We start from the raw sequence: 16,627 nt of genomic DNA, 5'->3' as shown, positions 1-16,627 counted from the left end.
GATCAGGGCTCGCCGAGCACCGCGCGGCGCAGATCGGCCAGCTGGTCGTCGGTGTCGCGCAGGATCTTCGCGTTCCCCTCGGCGACCGGCTGGATGCCGAACGCGACCAGCAGCGCCGCGGCCGGCTCGCCCGGATGCCCGGCGGCGCCCAGGACGGGGTGCAGGCCCTCGTCGGCGAGGTGGTGGAAGACGAGGTTCACGACGGTCCACGGGTTGTACGTCTCGTCGGTCTGGTGGGGTTCGTCCATCGACGGCCTCCTCACTCGCTCCTCGCATCACAAGCCCGGCGCGGACGGCATCACAAGCCCTGGCGATCAGGGCGGTTGTCTCAATCTGAGACCACCGCGCCGGGGCGCCGACGGACTATGCTCGATGACGCGATACGACCGGTGCGGGGGGCCTGCGCCTTCGGGAGGTCTCCCCTGGCTTCGGGAGGGCCAGTGGACGAGCTCGCACCCTTGTCGGGCGACGACAGCCGCCGGGCCGCGAAGGCCCGGCTGCGCTTCCTCACGGCCGAACCGGTGCCGCCACGCGACGTCCGGCCACCGATCCTCGCGTCCTGGCTGCGGGCCCGCCGGATGAACCTCCCGGCCGACCGGATCGCCCTGCCGTACATCGCGGATCCCGATCCCGACCTGCCGCTCACCCGCAGTGCCCGGCCGGTGCTGCAGCGGTTGCACGAGCACCTGGCCGGCCAGCCGATCAGCGTCATCCTCACCGACAAGAACGGCCTCGTCCTGCGTCGCCTCACCGCCGACGCGCGACTGAGCAACCACCTCGACAAGGTGCACCTCGCCCCGGGCTTCAGCTACGCCGAGCGGTACGCCGGCACGAACGGCATCGGGACCGCGCTCGAAGGCGGCGGACCGATGCACGTCTTCGGCCACGAGCACTTCGCCGAGGACCTGGAGGACCTGGCCTGCGCCGGTGTCCCGATCAAGCATCCGGTGACCGGCAAGACCGTCGGCGCGATCGACCTGACCTGCTGGCGCAAGGACGCGGGCTCGCTGCTGATCGCGCTCGCCAAGACCACGGCCGAGCAGATCCGGGCCGCCCTGGTGACCGACAGCTCGGCGCGCGAGCTGGCGTTGCTGCAGGCCTATCTGCAGAGCAACCGCCGGTCCGGCGACATGGTGCTGGCGATCGACGAGGACCTGCTGCTGATGAACGCGAAGGCCCAGCAGAACCTCGACGCCGCCGACCAGCAGGCCGTTCTGGCGTACGCCGCCGAGCTGCTGGCCCGCGGCAGTACGGAGCCGATCAGTACCGAGCTGCCGACCGGGAGCCGGGTCCGGATCAGCTGCCGTCCGGTCGAGGCCGGTGGACAGCCCGTCGGCGGCGTCATCCACGTGGTGGCCCAGACCGTCGAGCTCGGCAAGGCGGTCGCCGGGAACCGGCCGCCACCGCGTCCCGGGCTGCCCGGGGTGGTCGGCCGGAGCGCGCCCTGGCTCGGCAGCGGCCGCGAGGTGGACAACGCGTACCGGGCCGGCCAATGGGTGGTGCTCAGCGGTGAACCGGGCGTCGGCAAGGTCGCGCTCGCCCGGGCCGCGCACCAGCAGAACAGTCCGGCGGGTTCGTGTCACGTGATCGACGCGGCGGCCGCCGGCGACACGTTCGGCCCCGACCTGGCGGCCGAGCTGGCCGACGAGGCCGTGCAGGCGTTGGTGATCCGGCACGCCGACCGGCTCGACGCGGCCGGGCTCGACGAGCTGGTGGGGGTGCTGTACGGCGTCCGCGAACGGCGGCCGTCGAACCCGCCGTGGGTCGCGATCACGTTGAGCGAGGACGGCGCGAACGATCCCGAGCTCGGCGACCTGCTGGCGTTGTTCCCGCTCACCGTCGAGGTCCCGCCGTTGCGGCACCACGTCGAGGACGTCCGCGAGCTGGTGCCGTTCTTCCTGGCCCAGTTGAGCCACGGCGACCTGACCTGTTCCCCGGAGGCGATGCACCAGCTGCTCCGGTCCGCGTGGCCGGGCAACACCGCCGAGCTGTACCAGGTCCTCACCCAGGTCGTGCAGCACCGGCGCCGGGCCGGCACGATCGTGCCCGCCGACCTCCCGGCCCGGCTGCAGGCGATCAGCCGCCGCAGCCTCAGCCAGCTGGAGTCGCTGGAGCGGGACGCGATCATCCGCAGCCTGGTCGACAACGACGGCAACAAGGGCCGCGCGGCCCAGTCGCTGGGCATGTCGCGGGCCAGCATCTACCGCAAGATCCACGCCTACGGGATCTGACCCCGGCGGAATCACCCCCTGCGGATGATGCCCGCCCCCGGCCCGGTACCGACGATGGAGCGACGGCGGCCGTGGGGTGCTCGGGGGCTGCCGATGATCCGGCAGGGAAAGGGTGAGCCTGATGGCCGTTGGACCGGTGCAGTTGTTGGTGCTGGGGTTCCGGCACCCGGACTTCCACGGGGAGATCATCGACGAACTGGAGCGGCTCCGGGCGAGCGACACGGTTCGGGTGATCGACGCGCTGGCAGTCAGCAAGGACGCCGAGGGCGCGATCGAGGTGAACCACCTCAGCAACCTCACGATGGACGAGGCCGCCGAGCTGGGCACCGTGATCGGCGCCTTGATCGGCCTCGGGATCGAGGGCGAGGACGGGATGGCGAAGGGTGCCGAGATGGGCGCCGCGGCCGCCGCGGACGGCATCGAGGTGTTCGAGGACGAGGCGTGGGACGTACTGGAGGACATCCCGAACGACTCGGCCGCCGCGCTGATCCTGCTCGAACACCAGTGGGCCGTGCCGCTGCGGGACGCGATCGCCCGGGCCGGCGGGTTCCGGATCTCGGACGGCTTCATCAGTCCGCTGGACCTGGTGGAGATCGGGCTGATGGCGGCCGACGAGGCCAAGGACCTGCACGAGATGGAGACCGCCGCCGCCCAGTGAGGGCCGGCGGCCGACGAAGGAGGCGACTCATGTTCGGATCCCGCAGAGTAGCCCGGCGGACGTCCCGCCGGACCGCGCGCCGCGTCGACCGGCGCCGGCGCTGAGACCCGGGGTGGACGGATGACGGCCAGGAACTCGGAGGGCAAGCAGGCGGACGTTCTCGTCGTGTTCGGCATCACCGGCGACCTCGCCAAGGTGATGACGTTCCGGTCGCTGTACCGGCTGGAGGCGCGCGGCCTGCTGAACTGCCCGATCGTCGGGGTGGCGGCGGACGACTGGACCCTGGACCAGCTCGTCGACCGGGCCCGGACCTCGATCGAGGGAACGGGGGTCCGGATCGACCCGGCCGTCTTCGACAGCTTCGCGGCCCGGCTCACCTATGTCAGCGGTGACTTCACCGACGCGGCCACGTACCAGCGGGTCGGTGACGCGATCAAGGGCGCCGAGACGCCGGTGTTCTACCTGGAGATCCCGCCGTTCCTGTTCGGGCGGGTGGTGGAGGGGCTGTCCGAGGCCGGGCTGACCACCAGCGCCCGGGTGGTGGTGGAGAAACCGTTCGGGCACGACCTGCGCTCGGCGCGGGCGCTGGCCGACGAGCTGCACCAGTACATCGACGAGTCGCAGCTGTTCAGGATCGACCACTACCTGGGCAAGATGGGGCTGGAGGAGATCCTCTATCTGCGGTTCGCGAACGCCATGCTCGAACCGGTGTGGAGCCGCAACTACGTGGACTGCGTGCAGATCACGATGGCGGAGAACTTCGGTGTCGAGGACCGCGGTCACTTCTACGATCCGGTCGGCGCGCTCCGCGACGTCGTGGTCAACCACCTGATGCAGGTGGTCGCGGCAGCCGCGATGGAGCCACCGTCCGGCGGTGACCCGACGACGCTCAAGGACTCCCAGGCCGCGCTGTTCCGCTCGGTCCAGGAGGCCGATCCGGCGCACTACGTCCGTGGCCAGTACGACGGGTACCAGAAGATCGACGGGGTCGCGCCCGGGTCGAGCACGGAGACGTACGCCGCGCTCCGGCTCGAGATCGAGAACTGGCGCTGGTCCGGGGTGCCGTTCCTGATCCGGACCGGTAAGCGGCTGCCGGTGACGCAGACCGAGCTGCGACTGGTGTTCCGGCGGCCGCCCCGGCTGGGCTTCGGGCCGGCCGGGCACCTGGTCGAACCGAACCAGCTGGTGGTCAAGCTCGACCCGGCCACCGGGATCCGGATCCGGCTGGACGCGCATCGCGCCGACCAGGCCCGGATCGCGCCGATCGAGCTGGACATGGAGTTCGCCGAGGAGGGCGGCGAGGGACCGACCCCGTACGAGGTGCTGCTGCAGGCGGCGCTGACCGGGAAGAGCACCAGGTTCACCCGGCAGGACTGCGTCGAGGAGACCTGGCGGATCATGCAGCCGTTGCTCGACGCGCCGACACCGATCCACGCGTACGCCCAGGGGAGCTGGGGGCCGGCCGCGGCCGGTGAGGTGGCGGACGGCTTCGGTGGCTGGCGGGCGCCCTGGCTGCCGGGACCGAAGTAGGTCCCCGAGTTCAGGATCAGGGCGTAGGGTCGGGAGGGTGCAGGGGCCGGACACTGGTTCGGGTGCAGCCTCCGTTCCCGCCACCGCACCGAGAGCGACCTCCGGGGGGCGAAACGAGAGGCCGAGAGGTCCGGCTGCCCGCGATCGGCTGGTGCCGCGGAGCGTGTTGGTCGAGCGTTTGCTGCGGTCAGCCGAGCCGGTCACCGCGGTCGTCGCGCCGCCGGGGTACGGCAAGACCACGCTGCTGGCGCAGTGGGCCGAGCGGTTCGGGCCGCGGGTCGCGTGGATCTCCTGCGAGCGCTCGGACAACGACCCGGTCGCGCTCTGGACCGGCATCATCGACGCGCTGGACCGGATCGCGCCGGTCGGCGATCAGGCGAGAGCGCTGCTCGCTGTTTTCGGTGGCGGTGTGGACGTCGTCCCCGGGCTGGTCGCGACGCTGAGCAAGTTGCCGGCCCCGGTGCTGGTCGTGCTCGACCACCTCGAGTCGATCACCAGCCCGCAGTGCCGGACGTCGATCGCCGAGTTCGCGTTCCGGGTGCCCGACGGCTGGCAGCTCGCGGTCTCGTCGCGGGACGCGCTGCCGTTGCCGCTGTCCCGGTTGCGGGTCGGCCGGCGGATCGTCGAGGTGGGGGTCGACCAGCTCGCGATGGGGTCCGAGGAGGCGGCCGCGCTGCTCCGGCTGGCGGGGGCCGAGGTGTCCGCGGCCGAGACCGACGAGCTGGTCCGGCGGACCGAGGGCTGGCCGGCCGGGCTGTACCTGGCCGCGCTGGCGATCCAGTCCGGCTCCCCCGCGACCGGGTTCAGTTTCACCGGGGACGACCGGCTCGTCGACGACTACCTGCACACCGAGCTGCTGACCCGGTTGCCGCGTGGCCAGGCCGAGTTCCTGGTGAAGACCTCGCTGCTGGACCGGATGAACGGCCCACTCTGCGATGCCGTTGTCGGGGGCAAGCAATCCGCCCGGATGCTGGAGGAGCTGGAACGCCGCAACCTGCTCGTCGTCCCGCTGGACCGCCACGGCGAGTGGTACCGGTACCACCATCTGCTCCGCGACCTGCTCCGCGCCGATCTGCGCCGCGGCGATCCCGACCTGGTCCGGGCGATGCACACCCGGGCCGCCGACTGGTACGAGGCGAACGGTCTGGCCGAGGCCGCGATCGAGCACGCCGACGCGGCCGCGGACACCGAACGGGCGACCCGGCTCGTCCTCGAACTGATGCAACCGGTCTGGGCCTCCGGCCGGGTCGACACCGTGCGGGCCTGGCTGCAACTGCTCGACAAGCGACCGCGCGCACCGCAGTACACCGCGGTCGCCGCGCACGGGGCGTTGATCTTCGCCTTGCTGGGAAGGGTTCGCGAGGCCGAGCGCTGGGTCGGCGTGGCCGAGAGCCTGCCGGTGACGGGGACCTTGTCCGACGGGAGTACGGTCGCCGCGACCCTGGCGTACATGCGCGCGAACCTGGGCCGGGCCGGGCCGGCGGCGATGCGGACGGACAGCGTCCTCGCGTTGGAAGGGCTCAGCTCGGCCAGTCCGTTCCGGGCCACGATGCTGCACTGCGAGGCGCTGTCGTGGATGCTCGAGGGCGATCACGAGCGCGCGGACGCCGGGTTCACCCACGCGTACGACGTCGCGACCGGCTTCGACATTCTCCCGCTCACCGCGCTGATCCTGGTCGAGCAGTCGCTGCTGGCGTTCGAGCAGGACGAACAAGCCGCGGCCGACGCCCTGCTCAAGCGTGCGGTCGACATCGTCGACACCGGCCGCTTCGACGGGTACTGGACCAGCGCGCTCGTCTTCGCGTCCGCGGCCCAGGCCGCCGTTCGCCGTGGGGAGATGCGAGCAGCCCGCCAGTACGTACGCCGTGCCGCCGCCTTGCGCCCGCTGCTCACCTACGCGCTGCCCGCGGTGTCCGTCCAGGCGCTGCTCGAACTCGCGCGGGCGTACCTGACCCTCGTCGACCCCGACGGCGCGCGGGCCGTGCTCGAACAGGCGCAGAACATCCTCCGCCGCCGCCCCGACCTCGGGACCCTGCCTGCCGCCGTCCGCAAGCTCCGGACCCGGGTCGACCAGATCACCGTCGCCGCGGCCGCCGGCGCATCCTCGCTGACCACGGCCGAGCTCCGGCTGGTCCAGCTCCTGCCGACCCACCTGTCGTTCCCGGAGATCGCCGACCGCCTGTACGTCTCGCCGAACACGATCAAGTCCCAGGCGAAGTCGGTCTACCGCAAGCTCGGCGTCTCCTCCCGCGGCCAGGCGGTCAAGCTGATGGCCGAGTGGGGGATGTAGTACTAGCCGAGTCGCTCCAGCAGGTGGTCGCCGACGCGGAGGCTGTTCGCGATCGCGGTCAGGGCCGGGTTCACGGCGCCGATGCTCGGGAAGAAGCTGGTGTCGACCACGTACAGGTTGTCCACGTCGTGCGCCTTGCAGTTGATGTCCAGCACCGAGGTCGCCGGGTCGTGCCCGAACCGGACGGTGCCGGCCTGGTGCGCGCAGCCCGCCACCGGGATGTCGTTCTTCATGTAGACACTGCGGGGAATCAGGTGGTGCGGGTGCATGCCGAAACTGCTGAGGTGCTTCTTGGTCCGCTTGTACAGCTGCTCCATCGGTTCCTGGTTGTTCGGGGTGTAGCTGAGGTGGACGTTGCCGTCGCGGTCCAGCGTGACCCGGTTGTCCGGATCGGGCAGGTCCTCGACCGAGAGCCAGAAGTCGACCGCGTGCTCGGCGACGTCGCGCAGCGCGAACGACGGGGCCAGCGCGGTCTCGACCGGCTTCTCCCCGCGGTACATCGGCGCCGACGACTTGCCCACCATCTGCAGGTTGCCCATCGGGTAGTCGAAGTCGGCGTCGCCGAAGTAGTAGTCGTTCAGCCCGAGCGTCTTCTGGAACCGGGTGTCGTTCTTCTCGGTCGACACCGCCAGGAACGCCCGGCTGTTGTGGAACACGTAGTTCCGCCCGACCTGGTCGGAGGAGTTCGCGAGACCGTTCGGGTGCTTGTCCCCGGCACTGGCGAGCAAGATCTTGGCCGAGTTGACCGCGCCCGCCGACAGCACGACCACGTCGGCGGTGAAGCGCTGCTCCGTACCGTCGACCTCGGCGACCACGGACGTCACGGTCCGCCCGGACGCGTCGGTCTCGAGCCGGCGGACGTGCGTGTTGCGGAGGAGGGTCACGGTGTCGTTCTCGATGGCCGGCCGGACCGCGATGACGTCCGCGTCGGACTTCGCGTGCACCAGGCAAGGGAATCCGTCGCAGGTCGCGCACCGGATGCACTTGCTGAACGCCGGGTTCGCCTCGTCCAGCATCACCCCCGACGGCGAGTGGAACGGGTGCAGCCCGACGGCGGCCATGTCGTCGAACAGCTGCTGGATCCGCGGTTCGTGCGACACCGGCGGATACGGGTACGGCGCCGAGGCGGGCGGGTCGGTCGGATCCTCACCGCGGGCCCCGTGCACCTGGTACAGCTGCTCGGCCAGCGTGTAGTACGGCTCCATCACGTCGTACCCGATCGGCCAGGCCGGCGAGATCCCGCCGTGGTGCTTGAGCTCGCCGAAGTCCCGCTCGCGCAACCGGTACAGGGCCGCGCCGTAGAACTTGGTCGCGCCGCCCACGAAGTAGTGCACCTGCGGCTGGAACGCCTTGCCGTTGCCGTCGAACCACTGGTCCGCCGAGATGTACCGGTTGGCGACGAAGACGGCGGCGGCGTCCCAGTTCTCCGCCTCCCGCGGCAGCCAGTCGCCGCGTTCCAGGATCAGGACCCGCTTCCCCGACGGGGCGAGCCGGTGCGCGAGCGTGCCACCACCGGCTCCCGATCCCACGATGATGACGTCGTACTGCTCGGGCATGCTGTCCTCCTCAGGAACGACCCGCCGTGGTGTCCGGGCCGGGCCGGTCGACGGTGATGTGTGGGACGTCCGCGGAGTCGTCGCCCCAGACGATGCGCTGCGGGGTGTCGGACCACTCGACGATCGCGGCGTGGTCGCGGTCGAAGTAGTCCCAGGCCCAGGACAGGAACGCGTCGGCCTTGCTGTGCGCGCCGCTGAGCAGCATCGCGTGCACCCCGAGCCAGGCGGCGAAGGCGACCGGGCCCTCGACCTGGTGCCGGTGCCGGCCGACCTCGGCGACGGCGGCGTTGCGGCCGATCATCGCCATGATGCCCTTGTCCTTGTAGCGGAAGGGTTCGCGCTTGTCGCCGCGGCGCTCGCGCAGGATGTTCTCGGCAGCCCACAGCCCCGCCTGCTGCGCGACCGAGCCCAGCTGAGGCAGGATCGCGCCGTCCTTCGCCGGGATGTTGGCCGCGTCGCCGACCGCGTAGACGTGGCTGTGTCCCTCGACGCTCAGGTCGGGCAGGACGTCGATCCGCCCGCCCCGGCCGGTCTTCAGCCCGGTGGCGGTCCCGATCACCGAGGCGGCCGACTCGCCGCCGCCCCAGATCACGGTCCGGGTCCGGATCGAGGTCCCGTCGTCGAGCTCGACCCGGTCGGCGTGTACGGCCGTGACCCCGGTGGTCAGCCGCGGATCGGCGCCGTCGCTGCTGAGCTTCTCGTGCGCGTACTCGTGCGACTTGTCGGAGAACCCACCGAGCAACGTCTTGCCGCGGTCGATCAGGACGATGCGCCCCGGCGTCGAGATCCGGCCGGTCGCCACCAGGGCGGCCATCAGCTCGGTGATCGCGCCCGAGATCTCCACGCCGGTGGGTCCGCCGCCCACCACGACGATGTCCAGCAGGCCGGCGTCGGCCCCTGCTTCGGACCCGGCCCGGACCATGTCCTGCAGATGCAGCCGGAGCCGTTCGGCGTCGGCCACCGAGTACAGCGGGAACGCGTGCTCGGCGGCGCCCGGCACCCCGAAGTACTCCGGTCGCGCGCCCGCGGCGATGACCAGGTCGGCCCCGCTGACCTGCTCGCCGCCGGCCAGCGTCACGGTCCGGTGCTCGAGGTCGATCCCGGTCGCCTGGGTGGTGCGGATCTCGACCGCCGGGAGCTCGCGGAAGATCGTCCGGTGCGGCCGGGCGATGTCCTCGGCGGGCAGCTGCGCCGTCGCGACCTGGTAGAGCAGCGGCTGGAACTGGTGGTAGTTGTTGCGATCCACCAAGGTCACGGCGATGCCCTCGTCACCGAGCTTGTGGGCGCAGGCGACACCGGCCAGCCCGCCGCCGAGGACGACGACGCGCCCGGTGTCGTCCCGGTCGGCGCCCGGCGCTGGAGTCGAGGCAGTCATCGCGGATCCTCCCTCTGCGGTCGCGAGTCCGATTCCAGGCTGGCGGCCGGAGCGGCCGGCCGAATCACCCGCGGCAGATGATTGACCCGCACGGATCAGCGCGCTGCGGGCGACCGGTCGCTGACGTCCTCGGCGCCCTCCTCCGGCAGCAACTGCCGCTCGTGCAGCAGGTAGAGCAGGACGAACCCCGGCACGACGAGGACGAGCGCCACACCGACGGCGACGAGCAACGCGGTCAGCGTCCCGTCCGGTGCGGCCGCCTCGGACACCTTCAGGCTCTCGGGCAACAGGTACGGCCATTGCGCGGCACCCCAGCTGCCGATGATCGAGGCGACCGCGAGGATCGCGAGGACGCGGGCACCCCGGGCCGCGTTCCGGACCAGCAGCACGAGTGCGCCGAATCCGCAGAGCACACTGAGGATCACCAGCGCCAGACCCCGCGACATCAGCCCGTCGAAGACGTACGAGGCCTTGGAATTCAGCACGATCAGGTCGACGCCCGCGACCACGGCGGCCACCACCGCGGTCACCACGGCCCGGCGCCGGAAGTACTCCACCATCGCGGTGTCGCCGGCCGAGCGGGCGTCCCGGACCAGGTAGACCGACGCCAGGTACGCCGCGACGACGACCGCGAAAACCCCGGTGACGATCGACGCCAGGTTCAGCCAGCTGTCGACCGGGTCGCCCGCCTTGCCACCCGCGGGCACCTGTCCCGAGGCGATGCCGCCCGCGATCGCGCCCATGCAGAACGGCACCAGCACGGACGACAACGCGAACCCGCCACCGAAGATCCGCCGGTACCGCAACGTCGCCACCGACTTGCGGAAGGCGAAGCTCGATCCACGCAGCACGATCCCGAGCGCGGCGAGCGTGAGCGGGACGTACATGGTCAGCATGATCGCCGCGTACGCCGGGCTGAACGCGGACCAGGTGACCACGAAGATGAAGATCAGCCAGACGTGGTTCGCCTCCCAGACGGCACCGATCGACCGGTCGATGACGGCGCGTGGCGCCGCGCCCTGCTCGGGTCCGCCGGCGGTCAGGTCCCAGAACCCGGCCCCGAAGTCGGCCCCGCCGAACACCGCGTACGCGGCCAGCGCGAGCAGCAGGACGACCGCGATCGTCGTACTCACGGCGCCTTCTCCTCGGTCTGCCCGCCGGTGCCGGCGGTGACCTGCTCGGGCGGCCCGTACGGGGTGTCGTGGTCGACGAACCCACCGGCCCGGCGGAACCGTTTGCTCATCGCACGCAGGACGGCGATCGTGGTGATGCCGAGGGCGACGTACAGCACCGCGACGACGATGAAGGTGATCCAGACCCCGGAGTTCTCGGTGGCGGCGTCCTCGACCTTCATGTAGCGGTAGACGATCCACGGTTGCCGGCCGACCTCGGCGACCACCCAGCCGGCCTCCATCGTGATCACGGCGAGCACGCCCGAGCAGGCCGCGGCCCGGAGGAACCACTTGCTCTGCGGCATCCGGCGCTTGATCGCCCAGCTGAGCCCGTACCAGACCGAGAGCAGGAACAGCGCCGTCCCGAGGCCGACCATGATGTCCCAGGACAGGTGGACGGTGTTCACCTGCCGGGTCGACGGCCGCTCGTTCGCCGGGACGGTGTCGAGCCCTTGGACCACGGTCGACTTGCCGGTCCCCGGGTCGGACAACCAGGACGCCAGCCCCGGGATCGCGATGCCGCCGGTCACGGTGCCGTCGTCGTTCAGCTTGCCCAGCAGGGTTTCCGGTACGTCTGAGCTCGTGGTCGGGACCAGCTCGATCGCGGCGAACTTCACCGGCTGGTTGTTGTACACCCAGCGGGCCAGCGCGTCGCCGACGCCCATCTGCACCGGCGTCATCACGGCGGCGACCGTGAACGCGATCAGGAAGCCGGTCCGGTGGTACCGGTCGGTGCGGCCGCGCAACATCCCGGCCGCGTAGACCGACGAGACCAGGAACCCGCCGACCAGGTACGCGGCGACCAGCATGTGCGCGGACTGCAACGGCATCGCGTCGTTGAAGATCACGCCGAGCGGATCGACCTTCACCACCTCGCCGTTGCTGTTCAGGGTGAACCCGGCCGGCGCGTTCATCCAGGCGTTCGCGGCGACCACCGAGACCGCGCCGAAGATGCCCGCGATGACGATCGGTACGCCGGTCCAGAAGTGCGTCCACGGCTTCAGCCGGCGCCAGCCGAAGATGTAGATCGCGACGAAGATCGCCTCGGTGAAGAAGAACAGGCCCTCGAACGCGAACGGGACCCCGAACGCCTCGCCCCAGGTGCCCATGAAGTTCGGCCAGAGCAGCCCGAACTCGAAGCTCAGCACGGTCCCCGTCACCGCGCCGACGGCGAACGTCACCGCCATGTACTTCGACCAGCGCTGGGCCAGCACCAACGCGTCCCGGTCGTCGTGGCGCAACGCCCGGTAGTTCGCCACCAGGGTCATGAACGCCCACGACACCCCGAGCGGAACCAGGATGATGTGACAGGCCAGCGTGAACGCCATCTGCGCCCGGGCCCACGGCACCGGATCGACGGCGGCCGCGATCGTCAGACTGGCAACGCCATCGAGCATCCGAGCCTCCCCGCGCACCGTGGGGCGGCCCCCGGGTGCCTCCGTGTGCCGAGTCTGTCCGGGCCCGCGAAGCGGCGGCATCACCCGGCGCGGGTGACTCGGGTCAGACCAGATGCAGGTCCCAGGCCCGCCGGACCGCCTCGTTGCGATTGGCGACCGACAGCTTGCGCAGGATCTTGCGGACGTGCGTCTTCACCGTGTTCACGGAGATGAACAGCTCGGCCGCGATCTCCTCGGTGGTCAGCAACGCCGCGAGGTGCCGCAGCACCTCGAGCTCGCGCTCCGACAGGTCCTCGATGATCGGGGCGGGATCGTCCCCCGGCCGCAGCACGCCGGCGGTCTGCTCCGGCCGCAGCCAGCCCGCGAGCGACCGCAGCGCGTGGTCGGTCCGGATCATCGCGCGGATCCGGGCCGAGGTGTGCGCGAACGGCCGGCGGATCCGTTCGCCCCGCGCCAGCGACAGCGCCTTCGCGACGTCGGCCCGGCCACCTCGGGTGTCCCCGTCGCCCCATTGCGTCTGCGCGTTCTCCAGCAACTCCTGCACCTGCTGGGAAACGGACACCGCGGGGTAGGCGTCGCCGACCGCTCTCGGCAGGCCGACACCGGCTGCCTCGATGTCGACAAAGCTCTGTAACCACTGGGTCGAAGCGACCGGGGATCTCAGCACGCACCGAGCGCCGACCCGGTCGCCACGATCGCGCATCAGGCGAGCCCGGAGCAGCGCGGACACGGAGCTCAGCAACGCGTCGTCGCGGGTCTCGTGCAGCCGGCGGGCCCGGTCGAGCGAACGCTGCGCCCGGCTCAGGTCCTGGCGTTCCAGCGCGACCCAGGCGTGCGCGAGATGGGTGGCCGCCGGACGGCGTTCGGCGACACACTCGCTCGCTAGTCGCTCGGCCGTGTCCGCCAGCCCCTGGCCTCTAGACAGCCGGCCACGGCAAACCTCGGCCAGCGCCAACGTGGCAACGGATCTGAGCCGCAGTTCCGCACAGTCCACGGCCGCCGCCGAGCGGACCGCGTCCCCGAGGACCGCGCACGCGCCGTCGAGGTCACCCGACCGCAGGTACGCCGTTCCTTCGGCGTTCAGCACCAACGCGTTGAGCTGCTGAAGTCTGCGGTCCCGGGCGACCGGGTGACGCGAGAGGTGCTCCCGCGCGATCCGGGCGGCCGCCAACGTGTCGTCCGTCCGGCCGGCCATGTCGGACAGGCGCGTGGTCACGACCGCGGCCGACAACGACCAGTCGTCGCCTGCTTCGTCGGGTGCGGCACAGCTCGCAAGACTGGTCCGCGCCGACACCAGGTCGTCCCGCCCGACGGCCAGTGCGGCGCGGACCAGCCGTACATCGGCGGAGTCCAGGTCCGGCATCGCCGCCAGACATCCGCCGAGCACGGAGCTCGTGGGCGGTGCGAGCAGCAGCTCCCCTACTCCACGGGCACTCACCACGAAACCGGCCGCGCGCACCCAGTCCTCCTGCTCGCAGGCGCGCCGGACGGCAGGTACCAGTTCCCCTTGGCCGGCCAGCCAATCGGCGGCCCGGCCGTGCAGTGCGTCGATCGCGGCGGGCATCGTCCGGGCGGCCTCGGCGCGGAGCAGATCGCGGAAGAGCGGGTGGATCCGGTACCACTGCGGCCGGCCGCGGATCGGCTGGACGAACGTGTTCCCGGCCGCCATCCGCCGGAGCAGCTCACCGGCGTCGGTCCGGCCGGTGAGCGCGGTCCCGAGGTCGGCGGTGAGTTCCTCGGCCAGGCTGACCTTGAGCAGGAAGTCCCGATCCGGCCCGCTGAGTCCGTCGAAGACCTCGGCCAGCAGGTAGTCGTCCGCCAGCCCGTCCAGCGGAGCGCGGTGCTCCCCCGACCGCAGCGCGAGCGCGGCCAGCCGGACCCCGGCGGCCCAGCCCTCGGTCCGGTCGAGCACCTGCCTTGTCGTGGCCTCAGGCACCTTCTTGCCCGGGTCCAGCATCGCCTCGACCTCCGGGCCGGTGAAGGCCAGCTCGTCGTGCCGGATCTCGGCCAGCGTTCCCTCCAGCCGGTACCGGTGCAACGGCATCGGCGGATCGGCGCGGGTCGTCATCAGGACCCGCAACCGCTCGCCGGCCGTGTCGATCAAGCGATCGAGCTGGTCGAAGACGGCGGCCCCGCGGACGTGTTCGGCGGCGTCGAGGACGAGGACCACGGGTTCGTCCAACCGCAGCAACTGCTCGGACAGCACGTCGACGTCACCGGCGCCCGCCCGGACCGCGTACGGGGTGCGGCCGGCATCGACCGAGACGTCGGCCAGCGCGTACCGCAGGTCCGCCCAGAACCGGCCGGCGTCGTCGTCGGTGTCGGCGAGCGACAACCACGCGACCGGACTCGACTCCGCCTGCCGCTTCGACCAGGTCGAGGTGAGCACCGTCTTGCCGGATCCGGCCGGTGCGCTGACCAAGGTGAACGGGTGCCGCTCGACCGCCTGGGACACCCGGTCCAGCAGGCGTTGCCGTTCGACCACCCGGAACGACTGCGCCGGTGGCCGGATCCGGCTGCCCGGCCGGCCCGTCCTCCGCCGGCGCACCTTCGGCCGGAGCTCGTCGAACGGTCTCAGGACGTGCGGTCCCGGTTCCCCGTCGGATCGGCCCGTGGCTCGCTGCACCGTCATCCCCCGGCCCCCTCAGTACTGCGGCAACTACCCTTCGCCCGCGAGGGCGGTCCCCGGCTCCGACTATGGTTTCCGGGGCACAGCCCGGCATCGCCCCGATGGGGTGAAACCCGGGGACCGCGGTCACCCTCACTTCGGCGGGCTGCCGGTGTCCTCGGCCTCGTACTGCGCGAGCAGCTCCTGCTCGCGGTCCCGGTGCGGGAACAGGAAGAACACGAGCAGCGCACCGATGACGATCGCGGTGATACCCGCGGTGTAGGCCCAGTCGGCGCCGTCCAGGAACGACGACTTCGCCGCGTCGACGATCTGCTGGGCGTACTGCGGGTACTGCTCGGCGGTCTCGGCCGCGCCGGCGAAGGACTTGGTCAGCTGGTTCTCCACGGTGTCGCTGACCTGCTGCCCGTTCGGCGCGGACGCGATCGTCGCGGCGAAGGCGGACGTGTACCCGGAGGCGAGCAGGGCACCGAAGATCGACTGCATGAACGCGCCGCCGAGATCGCGTTGCAGGTCGGCCGTGCCCGACGCCATCCCGGCCCGCTGGACCGGCACGGACCCGGTCAGCGAGTGCGACGCGGGCGTCCCGGCGAACCCGACCCCGATGCCGATGAAGGCGTACACGATCGCGACCTGCCAGTACGGGCTGTTGTCGGACCAGAGCAGCAGCATCCCGCCGAACGCGAGCAGCAGGAACACGTACCCGGCCAGCAGGGTGAAGCGTGCGCCCCGGTCGTCGACCAGCTTCGCCGACAGCCGCGCGACCAGGATCATGAACACGATCGCCGGCAGGAAGGCGGCACCCGCTTCGAGCGTCGAGTAGGCGAGCACGTTCTGCAGGTACTGCTGGCTGATGAACGCCGAGCCCATCAGCGCCCCGAACACGATGATGCCCGCGCACGCGGCGACCCAGAAGATCCGCCGCCGGGCGACGCGCAGGTCGTACAGCGGGTTCGCGGCCCGGCGCTGCCGGAGCAGGAACGCCACCAGGGCCACGACGGCGATCACGGACAGGACGAGCACCTGCGTGCCCTTGTTCGGTACCGGCGCGAAGTTGATCGCGAGGATCAGCGCGCCGACCAGGACCACGGACAGGATGCCGCCGAGGTTGTCGACCGGCTCGGTCGTCTCGTTGACGTGGCCCGGCACCAGCCAGACCGCCATCACCAGCGCCACCACCACCAGCGGCAAGGTGATCAGGAAGACCGAACCCCACCAGAACGACTCCAGCAGCGCGCCCGCGACGAGCGGACCCAGCGAGGCGATGCCGCCACCGATCGCGGACCACAACGCGATCGCCTTGGTCCGGCCCGGCCCCGACCACAGCGCCGCGATCAGGGCCAGCGTCGTCGGGTACGCGAGCCCGGCCGAGATCCCGCCGAGGACGCGGGCGAGGAACAGGACGGTGTCGCTCGGCGCGTACGCCGCGAGCAGGCAGGCCGGGACCGAGAGCACCATGCCGAGTACGAGCATCAGCTTCCGCCCGTAACGGTCGCCGAGCGCGCCGAGGTAGAGGACCGAGGCGGCCAGGCCGAGCGAGTACGCGACCGCGACCAGGTCCAGCGTCGTCTGCGAGGAGTCGAACGCCCGGCCGATCGCGGGCAGCGCCACGTTGGCCGCGGACAGGTTCAGGTTCGCGACCGCGGCGACCAGGATCAGCGCGAACAGGACCAGCCCGGCCCGTTTCGGCTGCACGTCGGCCGGCCTGGTGGCGGTCTCGGTACTGCGCGGCACGTCGGCCATTCCGCCCACCCCCTCGGTCCTGGATGCCTCCACCAGTACCGGGGCCGGT

At 71.3% G+C, this 16,627-nt stretch carries 11 protein-coding genes; 4 read left to right on the top strand and 7 right to left on the bottom strand.

Annotated features, from left to right (window positions below; all coding sequences use genetic code 11):
• Positions 1–2 precede the first annotated feature (2 nt).
• On the bottom strand, positions 3–248 hold the full coding sequence (locus tag FB561_RS17945) for a hypothetical protein (RefSeq protein ID WP_145808128.1): 246 nt from the start codon (positions 246–248) through the stop codon (positions 3–5).
• Positions 249–440: 192 nt separating this feature from the next.
• On the opposite strand from FB561_RS17945, the gene FB561_RS17940 reads away from it, so the two are divergent.
• From FB561_RS17940 to FB561_RS17925, 4 genes are all read left to right on the top strand, one after another.
• A complete protein-coding gene (locus FB561_RS17940) occupies positions 441–2,231 on the top strand; it encodes a sigma-54-dependent Fis family transcriptional regulator (protein ID WP_170284694.1) in 1,791 nt (596 codons plus the stop codon).
• 121 nt (positions 2,232–2,352) lie between these two features.
• Entirely contained in the window at positions 2,353–2,889 is a 537-nt protein-coding gene (locus FB561_RS17935; protein WP_145808124.1) for a hypothetical protein, read from the top strand.
• 120 nt (positions 2,890–3,009) lie between these two features.
• Positions 3,010–4,419, top strand: coding sequence for a glucose-6-phosphate dehydrogenase (locus tag FB561_RS17930; RefSeq protein WP_145808122.1), 1,410 nt, complete (start codon positions 3,010–3,012; stop codon positions 4,417–4,419).
• A gap of 163 nt (positions 4,420–4,582) precedes the next feature.
• Entirely contained in the window at positions 4,583–6,709 is a 2,127-nt protein-coding gene (locus FB561_RS17925) for a winged helix-turn-helix domain-containing protein (RefSeq protein WP_145808120.1), read from the top strand.
• 2 nt (positions 6,710–6,711) lie between these two features.
• Here FB561_RS17925 and FB561_RS17920 read toward each other — a convergent pair whose 3' ends face one another.
• From FB561_RS17920 to FB561_RS17895, 6 genes are all read right to left on the bottom strand, one after another.
• On the bottom strand, positions 6,712–8,265 hold the full coding sequence (locus tag FB561_RS17920) for a GMC family oxidoreductase (protein ID WP_145808118.1): 1,554 nt from the start codon (positions 8,263–8,265) through the stop codon (positions 6,712–6,714).
• Between the two features lie 10 nt (positions 8,266–8,275).
• Positions 8,276–9,640, bottom strand: a complete 1,365-nt coding sequence (locus FB561_RS17915; RefSeq protein WP_145808116.1) for an NAD(P)/FAD-dependent oxidoreductase — start codon at positions 9,638–9,640, stop codon at positions 8,276–8,278.
• A gap of 95 nt (positions 9,641–9,735) precedes the next feature.
• Positions 9,736–10,773: a cytochrome d ubiquinol oxidase subunit II gene (locus tag FB561_RS17910; protein WP_145808114.1), complete on the bottom strand. Its 1,038-nt coding sequence runs from the start codon at positions 10,771–10,773 to the stop codon at positions 9,736–9,738.
• On the bottom strand, positions 10,770–12,209 hold the full coding sequence (locus FB561_RS17905; protein WP_145808112.1) for a cytochrome ubiquinol oxidase subunit I: 1,440 nt from the start codon (positions 12,207–12,209) through the stop codon (positions 10,770–10,772). Before FB561_RS17905 ends, FB561_RS17910 begins: the two co-directional genes overlap by 4 nt.
• Before the next feature lie 103 nt (positions 12,210–12,312).
• A complete protein-coding gene (locus FB561_RS17900; RefSeq protein ID WP_145808111.1) occupies positions 12,313–14,841 on the bottom strand; it encodes a helix-turn-helix transcriptional regulator in 2,529 nt (842 codons plus the stop codon).
• Between the two features lie 129 nt (positions 14,842–14,970).
• A complete protein-coding gene (locus FB561_RS17895) occupies positions 14,971–16,578 on the bottom strand; it encodes an MFS transporter (RefSeq protein ID WP_145808110.1) in 1,608 nt (535 codons plus the stop codon).
• Positions 16,579–16,627: the final 49 nt, after the last annotated feature.

It is taken from the genome of Kribbella amoyensis, assembly GCF_007828865.1.
Lineage (GTDB): Bacteria > Actinomycetota > Actinomycetes > Propionibacteriales > Kribbellaceae > Kribbella > Kribbella amoyensis.
This window is presented reverse-complemented; position numbering and strand designations above follow the sequence as displayed.